Origin of the sequence: Streptomyces sp. NPDC006430 (assembly GCF_040612395.1) — a bacterium.
In the GTDB taxonomy this organism is placed as follows: Bacteria; Actinomycetota; Actinomycetes; order Streptomycetales; family Streptomycetaceae; genus Streptomyces.
This window is the reverse complement of the sequence record NZ_JBEXQA010000006.1, coordinates 203,962-230,001: the sequence shown is the minus strand read 5'-3', so window position 1 is coordinate 230,001 and position 26,040 is coordinate 203,962. Positions and strand designations below refer to the sequence as shown.

Below are 26,040 nucleotides of genomic sequence, written 5' to 3'. Positions count from 1 at the left end.
GCGGCAGACGACCCTGGTCGGTGTCACCCCGGTCGCGTACGGTGAAGTCACACAGCGCTACGCACCCCCACCCCACCTAAGGAGACCCTGGTGCCCGTCCTCCCTGGAGCTGAGCCGTTCCGCCACGAGGGCGGGGACGTCGGTGTCCTCCTCTGCCACGGCTTCACCGCTACCCCGCAGTCGCTGCGCCCGTGGGCCGACTACCTCGCCGGACAGGGCCTGACGGTGTCGCTGCCGCTGCTCCCCGGACACGGGACGCGCTGGGAGGACATGCAGCTCACGGGCTGGCAGGACTGGTACGCGGAGGTGGACCGGGCGCTGCGGGACCTGTTGGACCGGTGCACGCAGGTGTTCGTCTTCGGCCTGTCGATGGGCGGGGCGCTGACCCTGCGACTGGCGGCGAAGCACGGGGACGCCATCAGCGGCATCGTGCTCGTCAACCCGGCCAACAAGGTGCACGACCCGCTGGCCCTCGCCCTCCCGGTGGCCAAGCACTTCCTCCGGTCGGTCCCGGGCATCGCGAACGACATCGCGAAGCCGGGCGCCCAGGAGGTCGGGTACGACCGCGTCCCGACCCGGGCCGCGCACTCGCTGCGGAAGTTCTTCCAGCTGGTGGACGCCGAGCTGCCGCAGGTGACGCAGCCGGTGCTGCTGCTGCACAGCCCGCAGGACCACGTCGTGCCGCCGGCGGACTCGGCGCGGATCCTCGCGCGGATCTCGTCGACGGACGTGACCGAGACCCTGCTGGAACAGAGCTACCACGTCGCGACGTTGGACCATGACGCGGAGCGGATCTTCGCGGACAGCTATGCGTTCGTCGGGCGGCTCGCGAAGAGCGTCGGCAGGGAAGGGGCGGCCAGCGGTGGCTGAGCACGAGGAGTCCTCGGGGGGCGTCCCCCCGCTGGACGAGGAGGCGGCATGGGCGGCGATCGTCGCCGGGTACGGGCAGGAGCCGCCTGACCCGCCGGGAGCGCGACCCTTCAGACCGATCGAGAACCTGATGCTGCCGGAAGAGGACGTGAAGCCGACGACGGCACCGCAGACGCCTGCGGCGCCCTCGGACGAAGAGCCTCCCGCGGCCCCCGCGTTGGGCAGCTCGGTGGTGTTCGCCCCGGGCGTGGGGCCGGGGGCCGGAACCGGTCCCCGGGACCACACGCCGGCGGAGCCCGACGAGAAGGACGAGGGCCACTTCGTCCCTCCGGAGCCGGAGCTACCGCCTGCGGACACGACGGCGAAGTTCGCGTGGCTGGCGGTGGTGGGCGGGCCGGTGCTGCTGCTGGTGGCCGTACTACTCCAGTGGGACATGACCTGGTGGCTCACGACGCTGGGCATCGGGGGCTTCCTCGGCGGCTTCGCCACGCTGGTGGCGCGGATGTCCCAGGGCGACGACGAGGACGACGACCCGGGTCGCGGCGCCGTGGTCTGACCGTTCCCCGCAGGACCGACGCCCTGCGGGGAACCGGCCGCGCCGGCTCCCCGCTACGGAGGCGCGCTACGGATGTGCCGGGAGGCGCAGGGCGGCGAGCACCGGTAGGTGGTCCGTCGCCGCGGACAGATCCGACTCCGTGATCCCCTCCAGACCGACCGGAACGCCGCAGGTCAGGACCTCCACACCGGGCGTCGCGAAGATCGCGTCGATCCGCCTCGGCGGGCCGGACCGGACGAAGGTGTGTTCGCCGCCCCAGGGGGACACCGTCCAACAGTCCTGGAGGGCGGTGGACAGGCGACGGAAGGCCGGGCCCGAAGGCGTCTCGTTGATGTCGCCCGCCGCGATCGCGTACGGGGCGTCTGCGGACCCGATCCGGGACAGCAGCAGTTCCGCCTGGGTACGACGTTCCGCCGCGTCCAGCGACAGGTGCGCGCTCAGCACCGCCACCCGCACCGAGCCGAAGCGGACCACCGCCGTGGCGAAGCCGCGCCGGTGCAGGCCCGGGGTCAGCGGGAGCAGTACGTCCTGCGTCCGCTCCACGAAGGCGCGCAGGGAACACAGGAGCAACGGGCCCGCGGCGGTCGCGCCGCCCGACAGGACCACCAGGTCGCACTTGGCGGCCAGCCGCGCCGCGTGCTTGCGCCAGCGGAAGAACCGCGGGGCCTCCTGGACGAAGACCAGGTCGGGAGCGCAGGCGCGGATCACCCGCGCCAATGCCTCCTCGTCGTCCCGTAGCGAGCGGATGTTGTAGCTGAGGACCCGGATCACGGCGGACCCGTCGGGTTCCGTCACGCTGTCCGGCGGCGAAGGCAGCGGGGGCATCGCAGTCACGTCCATACCCGGCAACATAGCCAGACTGCCCGCCGCGCCCCAGAGGGCGCGGCGGGCAGTCCGGTGAACGACGTCGTCAGCCCTGCCGGGCCAGGTCCGCCGCGCCGACCAGGCCGGCCTTGCCACCCAGCTGAGCAGCCAGCACCTGCGCGTGCGGACGCCACGCGCCGCCGATCAGCCAGCGCTTGAAGGACTTGCGGATCGGGTCGAGGACGAGGTCGCCCTCGTCCGAGACCCCACCGCCGACGATGAACGCCGACGGGTCGAACAGCGATGCCAGGTCCGCCAGGCCCGCACCGGCCCAGCGGGCCAGCTCCCGGAAGGAGTCGATGGCCACCAGGTCACCGGCCCGTGCGGCCTCGCTGATGTGCTTGCCCTCGATGCCGTCGGGGGTGCCGTCGCCGAGGGAGAGCAGGATCGCCGCGTTCTCGGGAGTGGCGTTGGCACGCTGCTTCGCGTACCGGACGAGCGCGCGGCCGGAGGCGTACTGCTCCCAGCAGCCCTGGCTGCCGCACCCGCACAGCAGGCCGTCCGGGACCACCCGGATGTGCCCGAACTCGGCGGCCACGCCGAAGCGGCCACGCCGCAGCTTGTTGCCGATGATGATGCCACCGCCCAGGCCCGTGCCGAGCGTGATGCAGATGACGTCCTCGTGGCCCTGGCCGGCGCCGAAGCGGTACTCGCCCCAGGCCGCACAGTTCGCGTCGTTCTCGACGACGACCGGCAGCCCGATGCGCTGCTCGACCTTGTCCTTGAGCGGCTCGTGCCGCCAGTTGATGTTGGGCGCGAAGAGTACGGTGGCACGCTTGTCGTCCACGTATCCCGCGGCGCCGATGCCGACGGCCTCGATGGTGTGGTTGCTGCTGACTTCGGACACTGCGGCGCAGATCGCGTCCGTCACTCCGTCCGCGGTCGGCGGGGTGGGCACCTTGTACGTCTCAAGGATCGTGCCCTCTTCGTCGACCACACCGGCCGCGATCTTCGTGCCGCCGATGTCGACGCCGATGGTGAGTCCCATTAGTCCCTCGGTTTCCGGTCAAACCCCGCCACGGCCAACGGTACCCGAGGGCAGCGGGGTCTTAGTCGAGATCGATCCGCTGCGTCGGGCCGCTCCCGTCCTCGTGCCGGGGGTCGCGGGCGTCCCCCGACGGCCGGTCCGCACCCCCGCCGGGCGCGGGCTCGTCGCGGGTCCAGCGCCGCTCGTGGCCCTCCACCGCCGAGCGGTAGGCGGCGAGCAGCTCCGAGCCGGCGGCGGCGAGGTGGTCGAACACCTCGGGATTGCGCTCGACGACGGGCTTGGCGGCGGCTTTCGCCTGGTTGACGAACTGGCGCACCGCTCCCTGGGCGGCGACGCCGAAGAGTGGGTTGTTCAGCTCGGACACCTTGTCGGCGACGGCCCCGAACAGCTTGAACAGTTCCTCGGCGGCGGTACCGGTACCGCCGCCCGGCTGCCCGGCCCGGCGGCGTTCCCGCTCTGCGGCGAGGTCTTCGGCGCAGGCCTTGGCCCAGGCGTCTTCGGTCGGACGATCGGTGGCCTCGCTCATGGCGGACTCTCCTGCGGGCGGCTGCTGGGCGTGCGGTGCGTACTACCTTCGACGTTACCCGAACGGGGGTACCACGTTTCAGGGCCTACGGGGCCACAGTCCCGGGTCCGGCGTGAACCGGACGCGAAGCTCGCCGTCGACGAGGGCGGCACCGGAGACGGTGCAACGGCGCAGCGCCGAGGGCAACGAAACGATCCTTCGGTACGGGCCGGCCGCGAACAGCAGCTCGTCGCCGCGCCGGACCAGGTCGAGGTCCCGCTTGTGCGCGCCGGGCAGCGGTACCACCCAGACGAGTACCCCGTCCTCGGCGCGCCGGTCTTCGACGGTCCAGGCCCGACGGGCCGCGGGGGCGGCCGACGTCCCCACCGCCCTCGGAACGAGCTTCTCGGCCCCCGGGAGCTGCCCCAGCTCCTCCGGGCCCCGGGGGTCCCTCCCGAGGTGGCCCAGCGGAAGCAGGGGCGTCTTCCCGGCCCACTGTGCGAGGTACTTCTCCTGCTGGGCGACGAGACCGGCGAGCCAGGGGTCGGGCGAGCCCTGGGGCAGCATCCGGTTGGCGACGACCGCTTCGACCGGAAGCTGCTGGAGGGCGATGCCGAGCAGGCCGGTCCGCAGCGCCGCGTCGGCCCCCGGTCCCGGCTCGGCGACCAGCCGCAGCGAGGTGGTGTCGGCCTCTACGACGGCCTGGACGGCGGCCAGCTCCTCGTCCCAGCGCGCGGCGGCCTCGTACAGCCACTGCGCGGGCATGGGCACGCCTGCCAGCTGGGCCAGTACGGGGCGCAGGGCGCGGGCCGCCTGCCGCTCGGCCGGAAGCAGCCGGGCCAGATAGCGGCGCAACTGGGCGGGGAGCGCGAGGGTGGCCAGGGTCTGGTGGAGCGGGGGCATGTCGACGACGACGAGGTCGATGCCGGGGGCGGCGGCGGCCCGCCGCAGGGCGCGCAGCAGGGCGAACTGCTCGGCTCCGGGCAGTTCGGTGAGCTCCTCGGCGCCCATCGGCCGGGCTCCGACCATGCCGAGCAGTGCAGACCCGCGCTCCTGGAGGGCGACGAGCTCCTCGCGGAACTCCTCGCCGGAGTCCACGCGGGCCACCAGGACCTCGCCGGCGGGTGCGGCGGTCAGTCCCGGCGCGACCTCGGCGCTCTCCCCCGTGGCCTCCCCGACCAGCGCGGCCAGGGGGTTCCCGGGGTCGCCGGAGAGCACGAGCACCCGGTGCCCGGCCCGCGCCGCGGCGATTGCGGTGGCCGCGGCCACGGTGGTTCGCCCGGCCCCGCCGGGACCGGTGACGAGCAGGGTGTGCATGGTGCGGGTGCTCCTCGGGTGCGCGAGCGGAACCGGGCTGCGCCCCCGGCCCCGCGCCGGCGAAGGCCCCGCGCGGGCGGGGCCGGACGCGGTCAGGCCGACTCGGTCGATTCGACGCGCTTCTTCAGGCCGGCGAGGGCCCGGTCGATGATGACCTTCTCGGCCTTGCGCTTGATCATGCCGAGCATGGGGATCTTGACGTCCACGGTCAGCTGGTAGGTGACCTCGGTGCGGGTGCCGCCGTCCAGCGGGGCGAGCCGGTACGAGCCGTCGAGCTGGCGCAGCATCTGTGACTTGTCGAGGGTCCAGCTCACCTCGTCCGTGCCGTTCCAGGTGTAGGCGAGGGTGTGGTCGTCCTTGATCGCGCCCGCGTCGAGCAGGAGCCTGACCAGCGAAGCGCGGCCTTCGGCGTCGGTGGCCAGCACCTCGGCCTCCTTCACCTCACCGGTCCACTCGGGATAGCGGGCGAAGTCGGCGATCACGGCCATGACGTCGGCCGGCGCCGCCTCGATCGTGATGCTCGAGCTGGTGTGTTCCGCCATCGCGGTCGCTCCTCCGGGCTGGGGTACCTCCCCGCGGTAGCTGGGGGAGTTTCGAGGATGTGTGCGGCCTGTGACCGCCGCGTGCAGGCTACCGTGCGTGTGGAGGTCACCACTCCAGGGCCCATGGCCTTCCGGTGGCGGCGAAGTGTCCGACGTTCACGCACTCCGTGTTCCCGATGCGCATCCGCCGGGCCAGCGGCTGGTGCACGTGCCCGAACAGGGCGTACCGCGGGCGGGTCCGCCGGATGGCCGCGAGCAGCGCGTGGCTCCCCCGTTCGAACCGGCGCGCGACCGTGTCGTAGCAGAGCTCCGGCACCTCCGGTGGAATGTGCGAGCAGAGCACGTCCACCTCGCCGAGCGCCTCGACCTTGGCGGCGTACTCCTCCTCGTCCACCTCGTACGGGGTGCGCATCGGGGAGGGCAGCCCGCCGCCGACGAAGCCGAAGACGCGACCGCCGATCTCGACCCGCTGCCCGTCGAGGACGGTGGTTCCGCAGTGGGCGTACTCCTGCCACAGACCGGGGATGTCGACATTGCCGTAGGTGGCGTACGTGGGGTGCGGGAACGCCGCGAACATCTCGGCGTACTGGCGGCGCACCGCTCCCTCGATCAGCTGCTCCCGGTCCAGCCCGGCCCACAGCCGCCGGCCGAAGTCGCGGGCCTCCTCGAAGCGGCGCGCGGTGCGCAGTTCCACGATCCGGTCGGCGCTCTCGACGCCGAAGAGGTCGGGGAAGATGCCGCGGGAGTGGTCGGCGTAATCGAGGAAGAGCACCAGGTCGCCGAGGCAGATCAGGGCGTCGGCCCCCTCCCCGGCCCGGGCGAGCGCCTCGGCGTTGCCGTGGACGTCGCTGACGACGTGGACGCGCGTACTGCTCTTCCTGCCACCCATGCCGCCACCCTAGGGGGGCTCGGGGGTTGCGGGTAGAGGGGCCGGCGCAGGCGGCCCTACCTGCGGTTACTTCCGAGTGGTCAACGGGGTCGACTACTGTCGGCAAGGCAGTGCCGCGTCATGTGACGCATGGAACATCTGGCCGGTTCCCTCTATCGGGAACCCACTACCGGTGGGTAACGTCCGGTCGTCCACATGGTGGCGATGGCGCCCAGAGGAGCAGCAGTCTTGCGCGAGTTCAGCCTTCCGGCCCTGTACGAGGTCCCGTCGGACGGGAACCTGACGGATCTCATCCGCCGCAATGCCGCTCAGCATCCAGACACCGCCGTCATGGGCCGCAAGGTCGACGGCCAGTGGCAGGACGTGACGGCAACCGAGTTCCTCGCCGAGGTGCGCGCCGCCGCCAAGGGTCTGATCGCGGCCGGCATCAAGCCAGGCGACCGCGTCGCGCTGATCTCCCGCACCCGCTACGAGTGGGTGCTCATCGACTTCGCGATCTGGAGCGCGGGCGCGGTCACCGTCCCCGTGTACGAGACCAGCTCCCCCGAGCAGATCCAGTGGATCCTCGGTGACTCCGGCGCGACGGCCGTCGTCGTCGAGAGCCCTGCGCACAACGCGGCCGTGGCCTCGCTGCGCGACCGGCTGCCGGAGCTGCGCGAGGTCTGGGAGATCGAGCAGGGCGCGCTGGAGACGCTGAAGGCGTCCGGCGCGGCTGTCACCGACGCCGAGGTGGACGAGCGCAGCTCGCTGGCCAACGCCGACGACCCGGCCACCATCGTCTACACCTCGGGCACCACCGGCCGCCCCAAGGGCTGCGTGCTGACCCACCGCAACTTCTTCGCCGAGTGCGGCAACGTGGTGGAGCGCCTGAGCCCGCTCTTCCGCACCGGCGAGTGCTCCGTCCTGCTCTTCCTTCCGGCCGCGCACGTCTTCGGCCGCCTGGTGGAGGTGGCGGCCGTACTGGCGCCGATCCGGCTGGGCTGCGTACCGGACATCAAGAACCTCACCGACGAGCTGCAGTCCTTCCGGCCCACGCTGATCCTCGGCGTGCCGCGCGTCTTCGAGAAGGTCTACAACTCGGCCCGCGCCAAGGCCCAGGCGGAGGGCAAGGGCAAGATCTTCGACGCGGCGGCCGAGACGGCGATCGCGTACAGCCGCGCGCTGGACGCCCCGCGCGGCCCGTCCTTCGGTCTGAAGCTCAAGCACAAGCTGTTCTCGAAGCTGGTCTACAGCAAGCTGCACACGGTCCTCGGCGGGCGCGGCGAGTACGCGATCTCCGGCGGCGCCCCGCTGGGCGAGCGCCTCGGCCACTTCTTCCGCGGCATCGGGTTCACGGTGCTGGAGGGCTACGGCCTGACGGAGTCGTGCGCGGCGACGGCGTTCAACCCGTGGGACCGGCCCAAGATCGGTACGGTCGGTCAACCGCTGCCGGGCTCCGTGGTGCGGATCGCCGACGACGGCGAGGTGCTGCTGCACGGCGAGCAGGTCTTCACCGGGTACTGGAAGAACGAGACGGCGACCGCCGAGGCGCTCACCGACGGCTGGTTCCACACCGGTGACGTCGGCACCCTCGACGAGGACGGCTACCTCGCGATCACCGGGCGCAAGAAGGAACTCATCATCACGGCGGGCGGCAAGAACGTCGCACCCGCGGTGATCGAGGACCGCATCCGGGCGCACGCGCTGGTCGCGGAGTGCATGGTGGTCGGCGACGCGAGGCCGTTCGTGGCCGCGCTGGTCACCATCGACGAGGAGTTCCTCGGCCGCTGGGCGGCGGAGCACGGCAAGCCTGCCGGGGTCACGGTGGCGGAGCTGCGCGAGGACCCGGACCTCATCGCCGCCGTCCAGAAGGCCGTGGACGACGGCAACGCGGCGGTTTCCAAGGCGGAATCGGTGCGGAAATTCCGCATTCTGCCCTCCCAGTTCACGGAGGAGTCGGGTCACATCACGCCTTCGCTGAAGCTGAAGCGCAATGTGGTGGCGAAGGACTTCGCGGACGAGATCGAGGCGCTCTACCGCGGCTGACCGACCGCTGGGCCGGGCGGGGCTAGTGCGGGTCCTCGGCGAGGATTCGCGCCATGTTCCGCTCGGCGAGCGCGGTGATGGTCACGAACGGGTTCACTCCGAGCGATCCGGGGATCAGGGAGCCGTCGACGACGTACAGCCCCCGGTAGCCCTTGGCGCGGCCGAAGTCGTCGGTCGCGTCGCCGAGGACGCAGCCGCCCAGCGGGTGGTACGTGAAGTTGTCGGCGAAGGCCCTGTTGCCGCCGAACAGGTCGTACCGGTACATCGTGAAGTTCTTGCAGTTGATCCGGTCGAAGAGGTTCTTCGCGGCATTGACCGACGGGGTGTTCTGGTCGCGGCGCCAGTTGAGCCGCGCCGAGTCGGTGGCCGCGTCGTACGTGAAGTGCCCGCGTTCGGGATTCTTGGTGATCGCCAGGTACATCGAGATCCAGTGCTCGAAGCCCATCGGCAGCGGGGCGATCTCGGCGAAGACCGGGTTCGCTGCGTTGTCCCAGTCGTCGATGCCGAGGGCGGGCATGGTGGACTGGTTGGCGCCGACGGTGTCCCAGAGGTGGTTGGCCCGGGCGGTCATGACGTTGCCGTTGTGGCCCCAGCCGAGCCCGACCTCCTCGCTGAGCGCGGGCAGGGTCCCGGTTTCCCTGGCCCTGAGCAGGATCTCGGTGGTGCCGAGGCTCCCCGCCCCCAGGAACAGCTGCTTGCAGCCGAGTTCGCGGACCTGCGTCACCCGTCCGGTGAGGTCGCTGGTGCGCACGGTGAGGACGTAGCCGCCCGCCGGGTCCTGGCGTACGCCGACCACGCGCTGCAGGGTCTCGATGGTGACGTTGCCGGTGCCGATCGCGGCCGCGAGGTAGGTCTTGTCGACGCTCTTCTTGCCGTGGTTGTTGCCGTAGATGACCTCGCCGGCGAGGGCGGAGCGGGTGGCGGTGCCGGCGGCCTCGCGCTTCATGTGGTCGAAGTCGTAGACGTTGGGCACGAAGACGGTCTTCAGGCCGGTGTTCTGCGCGTGCTTGCGGGAGATCCGGGCGAAGCGGTACCACTCCGTGGACTCGAACCACGCCGGGTCGATGTCGCCCACCCCGAGCACGGCGCGGGCACGGGGGTAGTAGGTGCCGTACATCTCGTCGGCGTCGACGCGGGGCAGCACCTCGCGGAAGTAGGACTTGCGCGGGGTCGGTGCCATGCCGCCGTTGACGAGGGATCCGCCGCCGACACCGCGCCCCACGTACACGGACATGTCGCCGTAGTTCACGCGGTCGAGGACCCCGGGGTAGGGGCTGATGTCCCGGTTGACCACGTCGAGCCAGAGGAACTGGGCGAGCGGGGCCTCGGTGCGGGTGCGGAACCACATGGAGCGCTGGTCGGGGGCGGAGGTGGAGGGGAAGACCTTCCCGTCCGGACCGGGGGTGTTCCACAGCCGTCCCATTTCGAGGACGACGGTCCGTACGCCGGCCTGCCCGAGCCGGAGGGCGGCGACGGCCGAGCCGTAGCCGGAGCCCACCACGATGGCGGGGGCGTACTGCGCGGCGGGGGGTTCGGCGGCTGCCGCCGACTGCAGCCCGATACGGGTGAAGCCGAGGGCCGCGGCGGTCTGGAGGGCGCCGATGCCCAGGAAGTGACGGCGCGTCAGTTGAGGTGTCATGGCCGCATCATGGGCGGAATCTGGCCGTCCACCCAGAAGCGGTATTGACAGACATCTGAGGAACAGTCAGGCATGGCGGACGATCACCCCGCTCCCCCGGGATTCGCCCCTCGCCGGCCCCGCGGGACGCCCGCCGGGCCGACCGCCGGTGACCCTCAGAGCAGCTCGCGCAGGCGGTCGGCCAGCAGGTCCCAGCGCCACTTCTCCTCGACCCATGCACGGCCCCGCTCGCCCATGCGGCGGCGCAGTTCCGGGTCCTGGAGCAGGGCGATCACGCGGTCCGCCGCGTCCTCGGGCACGCCGCCCCGGACCACCCAGCCCGTCTCGCCCTCCAGTACCGCGTCCGGGGCCCCGCCCGAGTCGCCCGCGACCACCGGCAGGCCCGTCGCCGAGGCCTCCAGGTAGACGATGCCGAGGCCCTCCACGTCCAACCCGCCGCGCCGGGTCCGGCACGGCATCGCGAAGACGTCGCCGGCGCCGTAATGGGCGGGCAGCTCGGCCCACGGGACCGCTCCCGTGAAGACCACCGAGTCCGCGACGCCCGTGGAGACGGCCAGCTCCCGCAGGTCCGCCTCGTACGGACCCCCGCCCACGACCAGCAGCACCGCGTCCGGGACCGTGGCCAGGACCTTCGGCATGGCCTCGATCAGGGTGTCCTGCCCCTTGCGGGGAACCAACCGAGAGACGCACACGACCACCGGCCGGTCCGACAGCCCCAGCCGGGCCCGGATCTCCTCGCCGCCCGACTCCGGGTGGAAGGTCTTCTCGTCCACCCCCGGCGGGAGTTGCACCATCCGCGCCGCCGCCTGGTCCGTCAGCGCCGAGGCGATCCGCGAGCGCGTGTACTCCCCGAGGTAGGTCAGCGTGTCGGTGCCCTCGCCTATCCGGCGCAGCAGCTGCCGCGCGGCCGGCAGCTGCGCCCAGCCCGCCTCGTGCCCGTGGGTGGTCGCCACGATCCGCTTCGCCCCGGCCCCGCGCAGCGCCGGACCCATCAGCCCCAGCGGGGCCGCCGCCCCGAACCACACCGACTCGCAGCCGTGTTCGCGCAGCAGCCCGACCGCCCGGCGGGTCACCCGCGGGGTCGGCAGCAGCATCGTCGTACGGTCGCGCACCACCGGGAACGGCTGCTCGGCATCGAAGGCCGCGGTGGCCTCGCGGCCCTCCGCGCTGTTCTTCCAGGTGGAGGCGTAGACGACGATCCGGTCGGGATCCAGCCGCAGTGCCATGTTGTGCAGGAAGGCCTGGATGCCGCCCGGTCGCGGCGGGAAGTCATTGGTCACGATCAGCGTCTTGTGCATCGCCTGCCGACAGTACCGGACCCGTCCGCCGGCCCGGAGCCCCGTGCCCCGCTCCCTGGGCCAGCAGCTACGGCGACCGGCGCGCCGGCGCCGCACGCCCTCCCGCACGCCATCCAGCACGCCATCCCGCACACCGTCCCGCCGCTACGGCGCCGGCGCGGGCCCGCCCAGGTCGGCGCGCAGGGAGTCCTGCCACGCCCGCGTCAGGGCGGGCTCGTCCACCCCCAGGACGTCCCGCAGGGCGACGGGGAGCGGATCGCGTCCCGCGTGCTCGTAGAGCCGCACCAGGGCGGCGTCGCCCCACTGCTGCGCGATCAGCCGGCAGGCCAGCCAGGCACCCTCGTAGGAGCGGGCCAGCGCCTCCTGGTCGCCGCCGAAGGCGAAGTCCCCGTCCGCGGGCAGCCCGCCCGGCAGCTCACCACGGCGGACCGCCCGGCCCAGCGTCGGCGCGGCCTGTTGCCGGGTGGTGGCTCCGCCGCGGTAGGCAGCCCAGTCCGCGAAGCCCTCCGAGAGCCACAGCGGGGTGCGGTCGGTGGTCACGGCGCGGGTGGCCACATGGGTGACCTCGTGGGTCAGGACGATGCCGCGGCCCGCCGCGCTGAGCTCGGCCCATCCCTGCGGGTTGACGACGACCCGGTCGGCGGGGGCCGGCGCGGCGCCCGCCCGACCGGTGGTGACGGCGCCCATGCCCCGGTACGCGGCGGCCGGCCGGCCCAGCAGTTCCGCCATCCGCTCCAGGGAGGCGGGGACCACGACCACCACCCGGCCCGCCCACGGTCCCGGGCGGGCGGCGCTCGCGGCGGGCACCGCCCGGTCGGCCTCCTCCGCGACCGCGGACAGCGTCCGGGAGGTCTGTCCGACGCCCAGCACCAGGCAGTGGGCCCCGCGGACGACCGTCACCGGACCCTGGTCCCACAGCTGGGGCGGCGCACCCGGCGCGGCCCGGTCCCCGGTGACCCGCCACCGTCCGCCGTCCCGGCTCAGCCGGACCTCGCGGGCGGAGCCGGCCGGGGCCCCGTCGTAGCCGGTGAGCCGGTAGCGCAGTTCCGCCCGGACGGTGGCCGCCGCGCCGCTGCGCCGGACCGAGGAGACCTCGTACGTCCAGTCCTCCAGCGGCACGTCGGCGAGCTGCGCGGGCGGCGTGCGGGACCACGCGGCGACGGCCCGCCGGACGTCCTGCTCGCCGCCGTCCTGTGCCGCGGGCGCCGCACACCCCGCGAGCAGCGCGCTCAGCAGGAGCGGCAGGACGCGCAGGAGGAGCGGGCGGAGCGGGCGGACCGGGGACATCCGACGATCGTACGCACGGTCTGCGTCAGGGGCGGGTCACCGAGGACACCGGCATCATCCCGACCGGGTCGTAGCGCACCCGCGCCCCCGGGTACGGGGCGTGCACCACCTGGCCGTTGCCGACGTACATGCCGACGTGGCTGGCGTCCGAGCGGTACGTGACCAGATCGCCCGGCCGCGCCTGCGAGAGCGGTACCTGCCGGCCCGCGTACCGCTGGGCCTGCGAGGTGCGCGGCAGGGAGACGCCCGCCTGTCGGTAGGACCACACCATCAGCCCGGAGCAGTCGAACCCGGCCGGTCCCGTGGAGCCCCAGACGTACGGACGGCCCACAGCGGCCCGGGCCGCCATCACGGCGGTCGCGGCGCGGGCCGAGGAAGAGCCGAGCGAGGAGGGGGCGGGCAGCCCTTCGGGTCGGCCGCCGGAGCGCGAGGCCCGCTCGTAGTCGGCCCGCTCCTGCGAGGGCATGGCGTTCAGGATCCGCCGGGCCGCGGCGAGCTTCGCCGTGACCGCACGCTTCTGGCGGGCCACGTCGGCGCGTACGGCGTCGAGTTCGGCGAGCTTCTGCGAGGCCTCGTGGCGATGACGGGCCAGTCGACGCTGTTCCTTGCGGAGTTCGTCGAGCCGACGGGCCTGGCTGCCGGTCAACCGGTCGAGCGTGGACGCCTTGTCGAGGTACTCGTCCGGGTCCTCCGAGAGCATCAGCTCGACGGCGGGGTCGATGCCACCGGAGCGGTACTGGGCTCCGGCGAAGGCGCCGAGGAGGCCGCGCATGGTGTTGATGCGGTCCTGTCCGCGGGCCAGTGCGTCTTGGGCCCGGTCGACCTCGGCGCGGAGCTTGTCGGCCCGCTCGCCCGCCCTGTTGTAACGCTCGGTGGCCAGTTCGGCCTCCTCGAAGAGCCGGTCGACCTGGGCGCGGGAGCCGGCGGGCGGCTCCTGCGTCAGGGTCGGGGCCGCACTCGCGGAGGCGCCCGTCAGGGCTGCCACGGCGGTGGCCGCGGCGACGGCGAGGACGGTGACCTTGATGTTCCGGTCGGGACCGCCGAGCCCGGTCCGGCGATGGGACGCCACGTGGAACCGCTCCCTTCCGCTGCGCGGGACCGGGTCCGCCCACCGTGGACGGCCGTGTGCCGGGTTCCGCGCTGGCAGACAGTAGCCGCGCGAGCACGCACCGGCCAACGACCGTCGGAGGGTACACACGGTGACGCCCCGCCTCAGACGCAGGTCATCGGCGGGGCGTGCGGTCACAGCGGGGCCGCACAATTCGCCCGGATGGGCGGTGTGCGGCGCATCCGGGAGGCGTCAGACGCGGACACCGAACTGGAACGGCATGTTCCCCATGGCCTCGTACTTGACGCCGCCGCGCGGGTTGGAGGCGTGCAGCACCATGCCGTTGCCCGCGTACAGGCCGACGTGGTGCAGGTCCGAGTAGAAGAACACCAGGTCGCCCGGCTGGAGCTGGCTCTGGCCGATGCGGGTGCCGTCGTTGATCTGGGTGAAGGTGGTGCGCGAGATGCTGACGCCGGCCTGCTTGTAGGCCCACTGGGTCAGCCCCGAGCAGTCGAACGCGCTCGGGCCCGTGGCACCGGAGACGTACGCGCTGCCCAGCTTGGTCTTGGCGGCCTCCAGGGCGGCGCCGGCGCGACCCGAAGCCTTGACGGCGCCGAGGTCGGCGCGGTCGCTCGCGCTGCGGCTGGCGCGGGTGTCCTCGTCCTTGAGGGCCGCGCGCTCCTGCGCGGTCAGCGTGTTGAGGAGGGCCTGGGCCTCGGCGAGCTTGTCCTGCGAGGCCTTCTTCTTCTCGCCGAGCTCCTTGCGGGTGGCGTCGAGGTCCGCGAGCTTGCCGGCGGCTTCCTGGCGCTGCTGCGCGAGCGCGCGCTGCTTGGCCTGGATCTTCTGGACCGCTTCAACCTGCTTGCCGCTCAACTGCTCCAGGGTGGAGGCCTTGTCGAGGTAGGTCTCCGGGTCACCCGAGAGGAAGAGGGCGACGGACTGGTCCATGCCGCCGGTGCGGTACTGGGCGCTCGCCATCGAACCCAGCGTGGTGCGCAGCTGGTTGAGCTCGTCCTGGCCGCGGGCGACCGCGTCCTGGAGCTGGCCTATCTCCTTCTCCAGCGTTTCCTGGCGCTGCTTGGCCCCGTTGAACTTCTCGGTGGCCTGTTCCGCCTCTTCGTAGAGGGTGTCGACCTTGGCCTTGACCTCGTCCTTGCTCGGCTGGGCCGGAGCGGCGGAGGCGCCGTGTGCGGAGAGGGCGACGGCCGCGGCGGCCGTGGCGGTGAGCACGGTCACGCGAGTGCGGGTCGGCTGCTTGGGTCGACGGTGGGACGCCACGAAGGCGAGCTCCTTCTTCCTCTAGCCGCCGAAAGAACGCAACTCGGCGACACCTTCGCTGTCACCCCGAATGAGTGATCTACCGCACGAAGGTTTGAGGTGACCCTAGTGACCTCTCTGTGATCAGTTCAAATCCTGCCGGGAAAAAACTCGCTCCCCGACCAGGTTCTTTACCTACAGCCCACGCTCCGTGCAGGGCACTTGACGGTACGTTCCCTATCGCCCATGCCAAATCGGGCATTACGTCGAGGAGTTACGAAACACGCGAAAGCCGCTTTAGCAACAATGCGGACGCAACGGGGCGGGCACCAGCCTTCGCCACCCCGTCGGCCACCTCGCGGTCCGTGGAGACCACGACCACCGGCCGGCCGGGCGGTTCCGCACGGACCAGCTGGCGGATCAGCTCGTCGGCCGTCACACCGGGCTTGGAGAACAGCACCCGCACCCCGCGCGGCGGGGCGAGCAGCACCGGGGCCGCCAGTTCCGCACCGTCGAAGACGCAGGTCATCTCCGCCCCGGTCTGCGCGGCCAGCATCGACAGCCCGCCCAGCAGCCGCAGCCGCTGCTTCTCCAGCGGCATCGTCGGGTACCCGGTCTTGGTCACGTTGTAGCCGTCGACCACCAGATGGGCCTGAGGCAGCGCCAACAGCTGGTCCAGCAGCGCCGGATCGGTCTCCGACAGGGCGCGCGCAGCGATGTCCTTGGGGGTCATCCGGCCCGGCTCCACCGCGTCCACGGTGTCGGCCGGTCGCGTCGACACCGGCGGCAGCGCCAACTCGCGACGCAGCCCCTGGGCCGCGTCGAGGACGGTGTCCAGCAGCAGGCGCAGCCGCATGTCCTCGATGCTGCGGCCCTCGCGCGTGGCCCGCCGGGAGGTCTCCAGGGCCGCCTCGACCTCCGCCAGACGGGACTTGAGCCGCCGGGTCTCGCTCTCGGCGGCGGCCACCTGCGCGGCCGCCTCGCCGCGGACCCCGTCGATCTCGGCGGTGACCTTCCGCAGGGCCGCCTCGCCGCGCTTCACATCGCTCAAAGCACTGCGCAGCTTGCGCTGAAGCGATTCCGCTTCCTTGCGCGCCGCATCCAACTCGGTCCGCACCTGCTCGCCGCCGAGGCGCTGCAGGTCACGTGCCTGGGCCAGTTCCTCGCGGAGCCGATCCAGTTCGCGCCGGGTCTCCTCGTCGACCCGCTCGGCGTCGGCACGCTGCGCCTCCTCGCCGGCGGCGGCCACCAGCTTCACCCAGCCGACCGGCCGCAGCACGTACGCGGCTGCGGCCACGTCCAACGGGTCCGCGGCGGCCGGCGGCGCACCGGTCTCCAGCGCACCGGCCAGTTCCGCTTGGGCCTCGCGCAGCTTCTCGGCGACACGGCCCCGGAAGACGGCGTCGCTCTCCACGGCCGCGGCCATGGCGTTGCCCGCGAACTTGGCGCGCCGCGTCGGGGTGAAGCGGGCGTACTGGCGCAGCTGCGCCGGGAGGTCCGCGACCGTCAGTCCGCCGAAGGCGTCCGAGACGAGCGCGACGACCCGGCGCCGCACGCCTTCCGGCAGCGGGCGGTCGAGCACCTCGGCGGCGTCGCCGGCCGCGTCGGCCGGCTCAGCGCCGCTTGCTGGCTCCACAATCCGTCACCCCTACCGTGATCTACCTGTGGGCACGGCTCCGTCAGGAGTCCGCGCCCGGCCTGTCCACGAGCTCGATCTGGTCCACCGCGTTGCACCAGCGGCAGCGGACCGACTCGATGGTCTCACTGACCACCTGCCGCTCCTCGACCTTGGGCTCCCCGGCAAGATCCAGGTGGACGTACTCCACGACCTTCGACGAACGGGTGACGTCGAAGCGCGTGAGGTTGCCGCACAGCGTGCAGCGCCACCGAGTGGTGTCGGTCGGCAGGGGAACCGTCATCAGGCCGCTCTCTCCTTCGTAGCTGATTCAATTAAAGCCGCCGTCCGCGTCAATCGGCGGACCGCAGCACGTAACCCTACGGCCTGCCGGTGTCCCGGGTGGGCCCGCTTGGGTCATGCTCGATCGCATGATCGTAAGGTGGCAGGCCCTCAGGGAGGCCGCTCGGGGCCCGTTGGTCGTCCACGCGCTGATCGCGGGCTGCTGCGTGGTGTTCCTGCTCGGCCCGACCTCGGGGCTGAATCCGTCGTACGGGACGGGCGACCGCCTGCTGGAGACGGGGACCGCGTACTTCCGACGCTGGGGCGTCGTGCCGGACGAACTCCTCACGGGGTCCGGGCGGGCGCTGCTGACCCCGCTCACCGCCCTGTTCGTGCACGGCAGCTGGCTCCACCTGCTCGGCAACATGCTCTTCCTCTACGTCTTCGGGGTGATGACGCAGGAGCGGATGGGCCGACCGGAATTCCTGTCCTTCTACGTCTGTACGGGTTACCTCGCCCTGGCGGCGTACGCGGCGGCCAACGCCTCCTCGGACCAGACGCTCGTCGGCGCGTCGGGCGCGATCTCGGCGGTGCTGGGAGCCTTCCTGTGCCTCTTCCCGCGCGCGCGGGTGACCAGCCTGTTCCCGTTCCTTTTCTTCCTGCCGCTGCGGTTACCCGCCTGGATCGTGCTGCTGTTCTGGTTCGCCCTCCAGTGGGTCGCGGCGCACCGCGCCGGAAGCGGCCCGGGGGTCGCCTACCTGGCCCACCTGGTGGGCTTCTCGCTCGGCTTCGTCTACGCGTGGGTGCGCTATCGGCGTACGACTAGAGTGAGGCGACCAGCGACGGCCACCGAGGGAGACAGCCAACCGTGATCACCGCGATCGTGCTCATCAAGACCAGCGTGGACCGCATCCCCGAGATCGCCGAGTCCATCGCCGCGCTGGAGAACGTCAGTGAGGTCTACTCCGTCACGGGGACGTACGACCTGATCGCCCTGGTGCGCGTGACCCGCCACGAGAACCTGGCGGACATCATCCCGGGCCGCATCAGCAAGATCCCGGGCGTGGAGGCGACGGACACCCACGTGGCGTTCCGCACCTACTCCCAGCACGACCTGGAAGCAGCCTTCGCGATCGGCCTCGACGCGTAGCGCCCAGGCCGGCCCGTTCGGACACCGACCATGTGCGGTCGAGCGCCACGGCCCACTCGCGGACCCGGCCCCGGTCGCGCCACCAGTCCCGGACCAGCTCCCAGGTCCAGTGCAGGTCGCCGTCGCAGGCGCATCCGACCATCGGGTCCTGGGCGGCGGCACCCAGCACCGCCAGGGTCTCCGCGGCGTCGCGGGGCCGGCGGTAGACGAACTCCTGGCCCCACTCGTCGTCGTAGAGCACGTTGGCGGGGGCGATCAGCCGGCCCGTCCAGCAGCTGTCGGTCCCCGCACCGTAGAACGGGCCCGGCACGTTGCGCCAGTTGCGCTCCTCCCACCGGTCGGGGCGGGTGTTCCACCAGCCGACCCGGGCCGGGTCGGGCACCCACGTACTGCCGTCCGGAGCGGGCAGTGGTCCGTTCCCGGCGCCCCGGACGGTCGGCGTCGGATCCCAGTACGTCATGGTCCGTACGCTGTCACACCGCGGGGACGCAGCGGCCTTCCTCCGTGCGGTACTGCCACTTGGCGCCGTCGGCGACGAGTTCCCGCACCGCGCGGACGAACCGCTCGACGTGCTCGTCGGGGGTGCCCGCGCCGAAGCTGACGCGGATCGCGTTCAGCGACCTCCCCCAGCCTTCGGCCGGGGGGACCCCCACCTCGCTTCGCTCCCCCGGCGCCGTCTCGGGCGCACCGCAGGCGCCCGGCTCCTGCGGCTCGCTGCCCAGCAGGGTGCGGACCAGCGGGTGGGCGCAGAACAGGCCGTCGCGGACCCCGATCCCGTACTCGGCGGACAGCGCGGCGGCGAAGTGCGAGCTGTTCCAGCCGTCCACCACGAAGGAGATGACGCCGACCCGTGGGGCGTCGTCCCCGAAGAGGGAGAGGATCCGGACCGCCGGGACCTCCGCCAGGCCCTCGCGGACCTTCGCGATGAGGTGCCGCTCGCGGGCGACGAGGTGCGGGAACCCGGCCTCGTTCAGGGCCCGGCAGGCGGAGGCGATCGAGTACACGCCGATGACGTTCGGCGAACCGGCCTCGTGGCGGGCCGCCGTGGTGTGCCACTCGACGTCGACGCCGCCGTCCTCGCGGCGGGCGACGGTACGGGAGGCGCCGCCGCCGGCCAGGTAGGGCTCCGCCTGCTGGAGCCAGTCCGCGCGGCCGGCCAGTACGCCCGAGCCGAACGGCGCGTACAGCTTGTGGCCCGAGAAGGCCACCCAGTCCACGTCCAGTTCCTGCACGGAGACGGGGTGGTGCGGGGCCAACTGGGCGGCGTCCAGGACGATCCGGGCGCCGTGCGCGTGTGCGGCGGCTGCGAGTTCCTTCACCGGCCACAGCTCGCCGGTGACGTTGGACGCGCCGGTGACGCAGACCAGGGCCGGGCCGTGGCCCTCTTCATTTGACGCCGCACGGTCGGCCAGCGCCCGCTCCAGGGTCTCGACGGCCTGGGCCGGGGTCCGCGGCGCGTCGAGGTACGTGACCTGTGCATCGCCCCACGGCAGCAGCGAGGCGTGGTGCTCGGTCTCGAAGACGAACACCTGGCAGTCGGCGGGGAGTACGGCGGCGAGCAGGTTCAGGGAGTCGGTGGTGGACCGGGTGAAGATCACCTGATCTGCGGGACGACAGTCGAGGAACTCGGCCACGGTGGCCCGGCTCTGCTCGAACAGGTCGGTGGAGAGCTGAGAGAGGTAGCCGGCGCCGCGGTGCACGCTGCCGTAATAGGGGGCGTACGCGGCGATGTCGTCCCAGACCCGCTGCAGGGCCGGGGCGCTGGCCGCGTAGTCGAGGGCCGCGTAGGTCACTTCGCCGCCGGTGACGAGCGGAACGGTGACGTCCCGGCCCAGGACCGGCAGCGGCTCGGCACGGGCGGGGTCGACGGGGGCGGTCGCGACGGCGGTGACGACGGCGTTCGGGTACGTGGACATGGCGGCATCTCCCGGCAGGACAGGCTGAATGGCTTCGGATGACCCGTACGGGGGTGTGCAGGTGCACGGACGCACGCGTGCAGGGGTACGGGGATTGCCTCGACGCACGGACGGCTCGCGGCCGTGCGGAGGGTGAAGAAGGGGCGGCTTCGCCCTATCGCATTCGCTTGCTCACGGAAAGAACTCCTCGAGAGACCAGGACCCCTGGTTTCGAGGGATCCGCGCTTGCCGTAGGCCTTTGTGCCTACGACCTGGTCATCACCCGGGGCACCCCGCCACGGAAGGAGGGTTGCCGGACAGCAAGCCGGGGCCGAAACGCTGTCACTCGTGACCTGATCAGCATCCTGCCACAAGATCCCTCACGCACAAGGCCCCGGTCCGCATGCTGGACCGGAACCTTGTCCGAAAACGATCAGGGGCCGCCGGCCGCACCCGGGCGGCACGCCCCCCGGGACCCGCGACCGCCGCCGCGTTACGCGTTGCTCGCCGCCACCCACCGGTCCAGTGCGGCCCTGGCCGCACCCGAGTCGATCGCCTCCGCCGCGCGGGCGATACCCGCGCGGAGCTGCTCCTCCAGGGAGCCGGTGCCCGGGTCCAGGGCCACCAGGGCCGCCGCCGAGTTCAGTAGCACCGCGTCGCGGACCGGGCCGGTCTCACCGGCCAGCAGGCGTCGGGCGACGTCCGCGTTGTACGAGGCGTCCGCGCCGCGCAGCTCCGCGACGTCGACCAGGGGGATGCCGACGTCGCGCGGGTCGAAGGGAAGCTCCTCCACCCGGCCGTCACGGACCCACCAGACCCGGGACGTGGCCGTCGTGGTGAGCTCGTCCAGGCCGTCGTCCCCACGGAACACCAGCGCCGAGGAGCCCCGCTCCGCGAGGACGCCCGCCACGATGGGGGCCACCCGGGCGTCGGCCACACCGGTCGCCTGGGCTCGCACCCGCGCCGGATTGGTCAACGGGCCGAGGAAGTTGAAGGTGGTCCGGATCCCCAGTTCCCTGCGGGCGGCGGCCACGTACCGCAGCGCCGGGTGGAACTTGACCGCGAAGCAGAAGGTGATCCCGGCTTCCTCGGCGACCTCCACCACCCGCGTCGGGGTCAGGTCCAGGTTGACGCCGAGCTTCTCCAGCACGTCCGAGGACCCGCTCGCGGAGGAGGCGGCCCGGTTGCCGTGCTTGACCACCTTGGCACCGGTGCCGGCCACCACGACCGATGACATCGTCGAGATGTTCACCGTTTTGGCCCCGTCGCCGCCGGTGCCGACGATGTCCACCGTCCGGCCGGGTACCTCGATCAGGTTGGCGTGCTCGTACATGGACCGCACGAGGCCGTTGATCTCCGCGACCGTCTCCCCCTTGGCGCGCAGCGCCACCGCGAAGCCGGCGATCTGGGCGTCGGTGGCTTCTCCCCGCATGATCCGGTCCATGGCCCAGGCGGTCTCGTCGGCGCGCAGGTCGTGGCCGGTCAGCAGGGCGTCGAGGACGCCCGGCCAGGTGGGGGCACCCCCGGGCGGAGTCTGGGGGATGGCCGGCACCCCACCGGCGTCAGCCGGACTCTGACCGCTCATGGTCTGCTCCTGGATCCGTCGGCAAGCACAGCACTGAGGACTCCACCCTATCCAGCCCGCCGGGACGGCAAAGAGCCCCGTCCAGACGCTGGACGGGGCTCTCGCCGTGGCGACACCAGGACTGACCGAAATCAGTCCCTCAAGCGGGATCAGTGGTGGCCGTGGCCGCTCTGGATCTCCTTGTACTCCTCCACCGTGGGCTTCGGAATCTGGTTGTTCTCCGCGTAGAGGCCCTTGCTGAGCTTCGCGCGGAGCTTCTCCATGCGGCCGACCTTGCGCTCGACACCGTTCTCGTCGACCGTCGGGCCGATCTCGATCGGCTTGTACTGCTCGTGCGCGGTGAGCGTGTGGAGCTGGCCCTGCGACAGCGGCTCGTGGACCTCGATGAACTCACCGTGCGGCAGGCGCTTGATGATGCCGGTCTCGCGACCGTGCAGCACCTTGTCGTGGTCCCGGCGCTGCAGGCCGAGGCAGATGCGCTTGGTGACGATGAAGGCGAGGACCGGTACGGCGAAGAAGCCGATCCGGACGAACCACGTGATGTTGTTGATCGAGAGGTGGAAGTACTGCGCGAACATGTCGTTTCCACCGCCGATCAGCAGCACGATGTACTCCGCGATCCAGGCGACACCGAAGGCCGTACGGGTCGGGACGTTGCGCGGGCGGTCCAGGATGTGGTGCTCGCGCTTGTCCCCGGTGACCCAGGACTCGATGAACGGCCAGACGGCGATCGCGCCCAGCACCAGCGGGAAGAGCAGCAGCGGGATGAACACGCCCAGCACGAGCGTGTGGCCCCACAGGTTGATCTCCCAGCCCGGCATGGCACGGATCAGGCCTTCCGGCATACCCATGTACCAGTCGGGCTGCGCACCGGTGGACACGTGGTCCGGGCGGTACGGGCCGAGCGCCCAGATCGGGTTGATCGAGGCGATCGCCGCGATGGCCGCGATGACACCGAAGACCAGGAAGAAGAAGCCTCCGGCCTTGGCCATGTAGACCGGCAGCAGCGGCATGCCGACGACGTTGTTGTTCGTCTTGCCGGGACCCGCGAACTGGGTGTGCTTGTGGTAGAAGACCAGGATCAGGTGGGCCACCAGCAGGCCCATCATGATGCCGGGCAGCAGCAGGATGTGGATCGAGTAGAACCGTGCGACGAAGTCGCCGCCGGGGAACTCGCCGCCGAAGAGGAAGAACGAGATGTACGTGCCGACGATCGGCACGGACAGGATCGCGCCCTCCATGAAGCGGACACCGGTGCCCGAGAGCAGGTCGTCCGGCAGGGAGTAACCGGTGAAACCGGTGAACATGCCGAGGACCAGCAGCAGGAAGCCGAAGATCCAGTTGACCTCGCGCGGCTTGCGGAACGCGCCGGTGAAGAAGACGCGCATCATGTGCACGACCATGCCCGCAACGAAGATCAGGGCCGCCCAGTGGTGGATCTGCCGGATGAGCAGACCGCCACGGACCTCGAAGCTGATGTTCAACGTCGAGGCGAACGCCTCGGACATCAGGACGCCCTGCATCGGCACGTACGAGCCGTGGTACTCGACTTCGTTCATGCTCGGGTGGAAGAACAGCGTCAGGTACACACCCGTGAGGATGATGATGATGAAGCTGTAGAGGCAGATCTCACCGAGCATGAAGGACCAGTGGTCCGGGAAGATCTTGCGCATGTTGGACTTGGCCAGGCTGTAGATGCCCAGGCGGCCGTCCGCCCAGTCGGCTACGCGTTCGCCGGCCGGCGCTTTGCGCTTCGAATCGGTGGCAGTGCTCATCCGCGCTCCCAGAATGCAGGACCGACGGGCTCTTCGAAGTCGCCGAGCGCCTCGAGGAAGCCTTCGCCATTCACGCCGATCCGCAGCTGCGGAAGCGCGTGGCCAGCCGGGCCGAAGATGACACGGGCGCCGTCGGAGAGGTCGAAGGTGGACTGGTGGCACGGGCAGAGCACGTGGTGGGTCTGCTGCTCGTACAGGCTGATCGGGCAGCCGACGTGGGTACAGATCTTGGAGTAGGCCACGATTCCCTCGTGGGACCACTCAAGCTCCTGCTTGTCCTTGATGTCCTCCGGCTTGATCCGGACGATCATCAGGGCAGCCTTGGCGATCTGCGTCTGGAAGTCGTGCTGCTCCTCCTCCAGGCCCTCGGGCATGGCGAAGGTCAGCGAACCGACCGGGACGTCCTCGGGACGCAGCGGCTCCATCGTGTTCTGGTTGATGAGCAGCTTGCCCTTGGCCCAGACCGTCTTGCGGAGCTTTTCCTCGGGCAGCGGGCCCAGGTCGCGCAGGATCATGACGGCGGACAGCGGCAGCATGGCCAGCGCGCCCAGCATCGTGTTGCGGATCAGCGGGCGGCGGCCGATGCCGGACTCGTCCGCACCGTCGGCGAAGTCCTGCAGGACCTTCGCCTTGACCTCCGCCGGCGCCGCGATCTCGTGGCGCTCGTCGGCGACCTCCACGTCGGACATCAGGGTGCGGGCCCAGTGGACCGCGCCCGCGCCGATGCAGAAGAGGGCGGTGCCCAGGGTCAGACCCAGGGCGAAGTTGAGCGCGCTCACCTTCCCGACCGGGAAGATGTACACGATCTTGTCGACCGGAATGGTCACGTACGAGGCGATGAAGCCGATCGTGGCCAGCATCGACAGCGTGAACAGCATCGCCACGGTGCGCTCGGAGCGCTTCGCGGCCCGCTCGTCGATGTCCTGGATACGGGGCTTGTGGACCGGCAGGCCCGGGTCGGCGAACGGGTCGTCCGCGACTGCTACGCCACCGTGGTGCGCGTCGCCCTGCTCGCTCGGCAGGTGCTTCTCTTCGGGAATCTCTTGGCTACTCATGACTTCTTGGCCTTAGCGGTGTGGGCCGCGACCCAGACGGCGACAGCGATCAGCGCACCCAGACCGAAGATCCAGCCGAACAGACCCTCGGAGACGGGGCCGAGGCCACCGAGCTTCAGGCCGCCAGGGCTGACCGACTTCTCGCCGTTCACGTGCTGGATGTACGCGATGATGTCCTTCTTCTCCTTCGTCGGCATGGTGCTGTCCGGGAAGGAGGGCATGTTCTGCGGGCCGGTGAGCATGGCCTCGTAGATGTGCTTCGGCTCGACGCCCTCAAGGTTGGGGGCGTACTTGCCGTTCGTCAGTGCGCCGCCCTCGCCGGTGAAGTTGTGGCACTGCGCGCAGTTGTTGCGGAACAGCTCACCACCCTTGGCGATGTCGGCGCCCGCCGTTTCGTACTGCCTCTCGGCCGGCGTGATCGGGCCGGCACCGAGGGATGCGATGTACGCGGCCAGCTGGTCGGTCTGCGCCTGGGTGTAGATGACCGGCTTCTTCGGCACCTGGGCGCCGGGCTGCTGGGCGGGCATACGGCCCGTGCTCACCTGGAAGTCGACGGCCGCGGAGCCGACGCCGACCAGGCTGGGGCCGTCAGTGGAACCCTGACCGCCGGTTCCGTGGCAGCTTGCGCAACCCACGGCGTAGAGCTTCTTGCCCTCCTCGATGGCGAGGGACTGGGCGGTTTCATCGGCCTGCGCCTTGCCCGCGGGGGCGAAGGCGGCGTACAGCCCCCCAGTGGCCGCCAGCGCGAGGAGTAGAACGACGACCGCCGCCAGCGGATGGCGTCGTCGTGCGGAGAGCTTTTTCACGGATTACCCCGGTGTCAGGATCTTCTGCGTCGGTGTGTCTGGATGGAGTGCCGGGTCGAGCCCGGTGACGTGTTCGCTACTTGATCAGGTAGATCGTCGCGAAGAGGCCGATCCAGACGACATCGACGAAGTGCCAGTAGTAGGACACGACGATGGCCGACGTGGCCTGTTCGTGGGTGAACCTCTTGGCCGCGTACGTCCGGCCGAGGACCAGCAGGAAGGCGATGAGACCGCCCGTCACGTGCAGACCGTGGAAGCCGGTGGTCAGGTAGAACACCGAGCCGTACGGACCTGACTTGAGGGACATGCCCTCGTGCTTGACCAGCTCGGTGTACTCGAACACCTGGCCGCCAATGAAGATCGCACCCATAACGAACGTGATCATGAACCACGACCGGAGCTTCTTCACGTCACCGCGCTCGGCTGCGAATACTCCGAGCTGGCAGGTGAGCGAGGAAAGCACCAGGATCGTCGTGTTCGTCGCCGAGAAGGGCAGATTCAAGGCCGAAGCCTGTTCTGTCCAGTACTCGGCGCCTGTCACGGATCGCAGGGTGAAGTACATCGCGAAGAGGGCCGCGAAGAACATCAGCTCGGAACTCAACCAGATGATGGTTCCGACGCTGACGAGGTTCGGCCGGTTGACCGTCGGGTGCGCGTGCCCGGTATCTACTGTCGTTGCTGTCGCCACGACCGACATTATGTCGGTCGCTTATCCCGCCCTCACCCCGGGGGGTGCCGTTCGGAGTGTCAGGGGCGTGTGCAAGGCCCGAACGGCCCATCAGATCGGCCGCG

The 26,040-nt window shown here is 71.2% G+C and carries 24 protein-coding genes and 1 riboswitch; of the genes, 5 read left to right on the top strand and 19 right to left on the bottom strand.

The annotated features are described in order from the left end of the window. Nucleotides 1-90: 90 nt before the first annotated feature. Complete coding sequence (locus ABZZ20_RS12360; RefSeq protein WP_356869342.1) at nucleotides 91-870, top strand: alpha/beta fold hydrolase; 780 nt, start codon at nucleotides 91-93, stop codon at nucleotides 868-870. After that, the gene (locus ABZZ20_RS12355) at nucleotides 863-1,426 is read left to right on the top strand and encodes a hypothetical protein (RefSeq protein WP_356869341.1); all 564 of its coding nucleotides are present in this window, start codon (nucleotides 863-865) and stop codon (nucleotides 1,424-1,426) included. The genes ABZZ20_RS12360 and ABZZ20_RS12355 overlap by 8 nt, the downstream gene beginning before the upstream one ends. Before the next feature lie 66 nt (nucleotides 1,427-1,492). Here ABZZ20_RS12355 and ABZZ20_RS12350 read toward each other — a convergent pair whose 3' ends face one another. The 6 genes from ABZZ20_RS12350 to ABZZ20_RS12325 all read right to left on the bottom strand — a co-directional run bounded on the left by ABZZ20_RS12350 (nucleotide 1,493) and on the right by ABZZ20_RS12325 (nucleotide 6,531). After that, nucleotides 1,493-2,266: an endonuclease/exonuclease/phosphatase family protein gene (locus tag ABZZ20_RS12350; protein WP_356869340.1), complete on the bottom strand. Its 774-nt coding sequence runs from the start codon at nucleotides 2,264-2,266 to the stop codon at nucleotides 1,493-1,495. A gap of 70 nt (nucleotides 2,267-2,336) precedes the next feature. Next, entirely contained in the window at nucleotides 2,337-3,278 is a 942-nt protein-coding gene (locus ABZZ20_RS12345) for an ROK family glucokinase (protein ID WP_356869339.1), read from the bottom strand. 61 nt (nucleotides 3,279-3,339) lie between these two features. Beyond that, a complete protein-coding gene (locus ABZZ20_RS12340) occupies nucleotides 3,340-3,804 on the bottom strand; it encodes a DUF5304 domain-containing protein (protein ID WP_356869338.1) in 465 nt (154 codons plus the stop codon). Between the two features lie 78 nt (nucleotides 3,805-3,882). Beyond that, nucleotides 3,883-5,100, bottom strand: coding sequence for an ArsA-related P-loop ATPase (locus tag ABZZ20_RS12335; protein WP_356869337.1), 1,218 nt, complete (start codon nucleotides 5,098-5,100; stop codon nucleotides 3,883-3,885). Nucleotides 5,101-5,192: 92 nt separating this feature from the next. Then, the gene (locus ABZZ20_RS12330) at nucleotides 5,193-5,642 is read right to left on the bottom strand and encodes an SRPBCC family protein (protein WP_356869336.1); all 450 of its coding nucleotides are present in this window, start codon (nucleotides 5,640-5,642) and stop codon (nucleotides 5,193-5,195) included. 106 nt (nucleotides 5,643-5,748) lie between these two features. Next, on the bottom strand, nucleotides 5,749-6,531 hold the full coding sequence (locus tag ABZZ20_RS12325; RefSeq protein ID WP_356869335.1) for a metallophosphoesterase: 783 nt from the start codon (nucleotides 6,529-6,531) through the stop codon (nucleotides 5,749-5,751). A 228-nt stretch (nucleotides 6,532-6,759) separates the two neighbouring features. On the opposite strand from ABZZ20_RS12325, the gene ABZZ20_RS12320 reads away from it, so the two are divergent. Further along, on the top strand, nucleotides 6,760-8,556 hold the full coding sequence (locus tag ABZZ20_RS12320; RefSeq protein ID WP_356869334.1) for a long-chain fatty acid--CoA ligase: 1,797 nt from the start codon (nucleotides 6,760-6,762) through the stop codon (nucleotides 8,554-8,556). Nucleotides 8,557-8,578: 22 nt separating this feature from the next. Here the strand turns inward: ABZZ20_RS12320 and ABZZ20_RS12315 are convergent, their stop codons facing one another. From ABZZ20_RS12315 to ABZZ20_RS12285, 7 genes are all read right to left on the bottom strand, one after another. Further along, complete coding sequence (locus tag ABZZ20_RS12315; protein WP_356869333.1) at nucleotides 8,579-10,195, bottom strand: GMC oxidoreductase; 1,617 nt, start codon at nucleotides 10,193-10,195, stop codon at nucleotides 8,579-8,581. 155 nt (nucleotides 10,196-10,350) lie between these two features. Next, entirely contained in the window at nucleotides 10,351-11,493 is a 1,143-nt protein-coding gene (locus ABZZ20_RS12310) for a glycosyltransferase family 4 protein (RefSeq protein WP_356869332.1), read from the bottom strand. 144 nt (nucleotides 11,494-11,637) lie between these two features. After that, nucleotides 11,638-12,780, bottom strand: a complete 1,143-nt coding sequence (locus ABZZ20_RS12305; protein WP_356869331.1) for a hypothetical protein — start codon at nucleotides 12,778-12,780, stop codon at nucleotides 11,638-11,640. Between the two features lie 25 nt (nucleotides 12,781-12,805). Continuing rightward, nucleotides 12,806-13,849, bottom strand: a complete 1,044-nt coding sequence (locus ABZZ20_RS12300; protein ID WP_356869330.1) for an NlpC/P60 family protein — start codon at nucleotides 13,847-13,849, stop codon at nucleotides 12,806-12,808. A gap of 231 nt (nucleotides 13,850-14,080) precedes the next feature. Further along, on the bottom strand, nucleotides 14,081-15,106 hold the full coding sequence (locus tag ABZZ20_RS12295) for an NlpC/P60 family protein (RefSeq protein ID WP_356869329.1): 1,026 nt from the start codon (nucleotides 15,104-15,106) through the stop codon (nucleotides 14,081-14,083). A 253-nt stretch (nucleotides 15,107-15,359) separates the two neighbouring features. Next, entirely contained in the window at nucleotides 15,360-16,724 is a 1,365-nt protein-coding gene (locus ABZZ20_RS12290) for an NYN domain-containing protein (protein ID WP_356869443.1), read from the bottom strand. Nucleotides 16,725-16,764: 40 nt separating this feature from the next. Then, nucleotides 16,765-17,004 (bottom strand): hypothetical protein, encoded by a 240-nt coding sequence (locus tag ABZZ20_RS12285; protein ID WP_356869328.1) that lies wholly within the window; start codon nucleotides 17,002-17,004, stop codon nucleotides 16,765-16,767. Nucleotides 17,005-17,119: 115 nt separating this feature from the next. On the opposite strand from ABZZ20_RS12285, the gene ABZZ20_RS12280 reads away from it, so the two are divergent. Both ABZZ20_RS12280 and ABZZ20_RS12275 read left to right on the top strand, forming a co-directional pair. After that, nucleotides 17,120-17,854: a rhomboid family intramembrane serine protease gene (locus ABZZ20_RS12280; RefSeq protein ID WP_356869327.1), complete on the top strand. Its 735-nt coding sequence runs from the start codon at nucleotides 17,120-17,122 to the stop codon at nucleotides 17,852-17,854. Continuing rightward, a complete protein-coding gene (locus ABZZ20_RS12275; RefSeq protein WP_356869326.1) occupies nucleotides 17,851-18,132 on the top strand; it encodes an Lrp/AsnC ligand binding domain-containing protein in 282 nt (93 codons plus the stop codon). Before ABZZ20_RS12280 ends, ABZZ20_RS12275 begins: the two co-directional genes overlap by 4 nt. Nucleotides 18,133-18,605: 473 nt before the next feature. On the opposite strand, the gene ABZZ20_RS12270 is transcribed toward ABZZ20_RS12275, so the two are convergent. From ABZZ20_RS12270 to ABZZ20_RS12245, 6 genes are all read right to left on the bottom strand, one after another. Next, complete coding sequence (locus ABZZ20_RS12270; RefSeq protein ID WP_356869325.1) at nucleotides 18,606-20,048, bottom strand: aminotransferase class V-fold PLP-dependent enzyme; 1,443 nt, start codon at nucleotides 20,046-20,048, stop codon at nucleotides 18,606-18,608. 216 nt (nucleotides 20,049-20,264) lie between these two features. Then, nucleotides 20,265-20,381, bottom strand: a riboswitch (SAM riboswitch). A 139-nt stretch (nucleotides 20,382-20,520) separates the two neighbouring features. Beyond that, nucleotides 20,521-21,612, bottom strand: coding sequence for an anthranilate phosphoribosyltransferase (trpD, locus tag ABZZ20_RS12265; protein WP_356869324.1), 1,092 nt, complete (start codon nucleotides 21,610-21,612; stop codon nucleotides 20,521-20,523). Nucleotides 21,613-21,761: 149 nt separating this feature from the next. Further along, nucleotides 21,762-23,387, bottom strand: coding sequence for a cytochrome bc complex cytochrome b subunit (locus tag ABZZ20_RS12260; protein ID WP_356869323.1), 1,626 nt, complete (start codon nucleotides 23,385-23,387; stop codon nucleotides 21,762-21,764). Beyond that, nucleotides 23,384-24,442 carry a Rieske 2Fe-2S domain-containing protein gene (locus ABZZ20_RS12255; protein WP_356869322.1) on the bottom strand — a complete coding sequence of 353 codons (1,059 nt, stop codon included), beginning with the start codon at nucleotides 24,440-24,442 and terminating at the stop codon, nucleotides 23,384-23,386. Before ABZZ20_RS12255 ends, ABZZ20_RS12260 begins: the two co-directional genes overlap by 4 nt. Next, nucleotides 24,439-25,248 carry a c-type cytochrome gene (locus ABZZ20_RS12250; RefSeq protein ID WP_356869321.1) on the bottom strand — a complete coding sequence of 270 codons (810 nt, stop codon included), beginning with the start codon at nucleotides 25,246-25,248 and terminating at the stop codon, nucleotides 24,439-24,441. The genes ABZZ20_RS12255 and ABZZ20_RS12250 overlap by 4 nt, the downstream gene beginning before the upstream one ends. A 76-nt stretch (nucleotides 25,249-25,324) precedes the next feature. Next, on the bottom strand, nucleotides 25,325-25,945 hold the full coding sequence (locus ABZZ20_RS12245; RefSeq protein ID WP_048476286.1) for a heme-copper oxidase subunit III: 621 nt from the start codon (nucleotides 25,943-25,945) through the stop codon (nucleotides 25,325-25,327). Nucleotides 25,946-26,040: the final 95 nt, after the last annotated feature.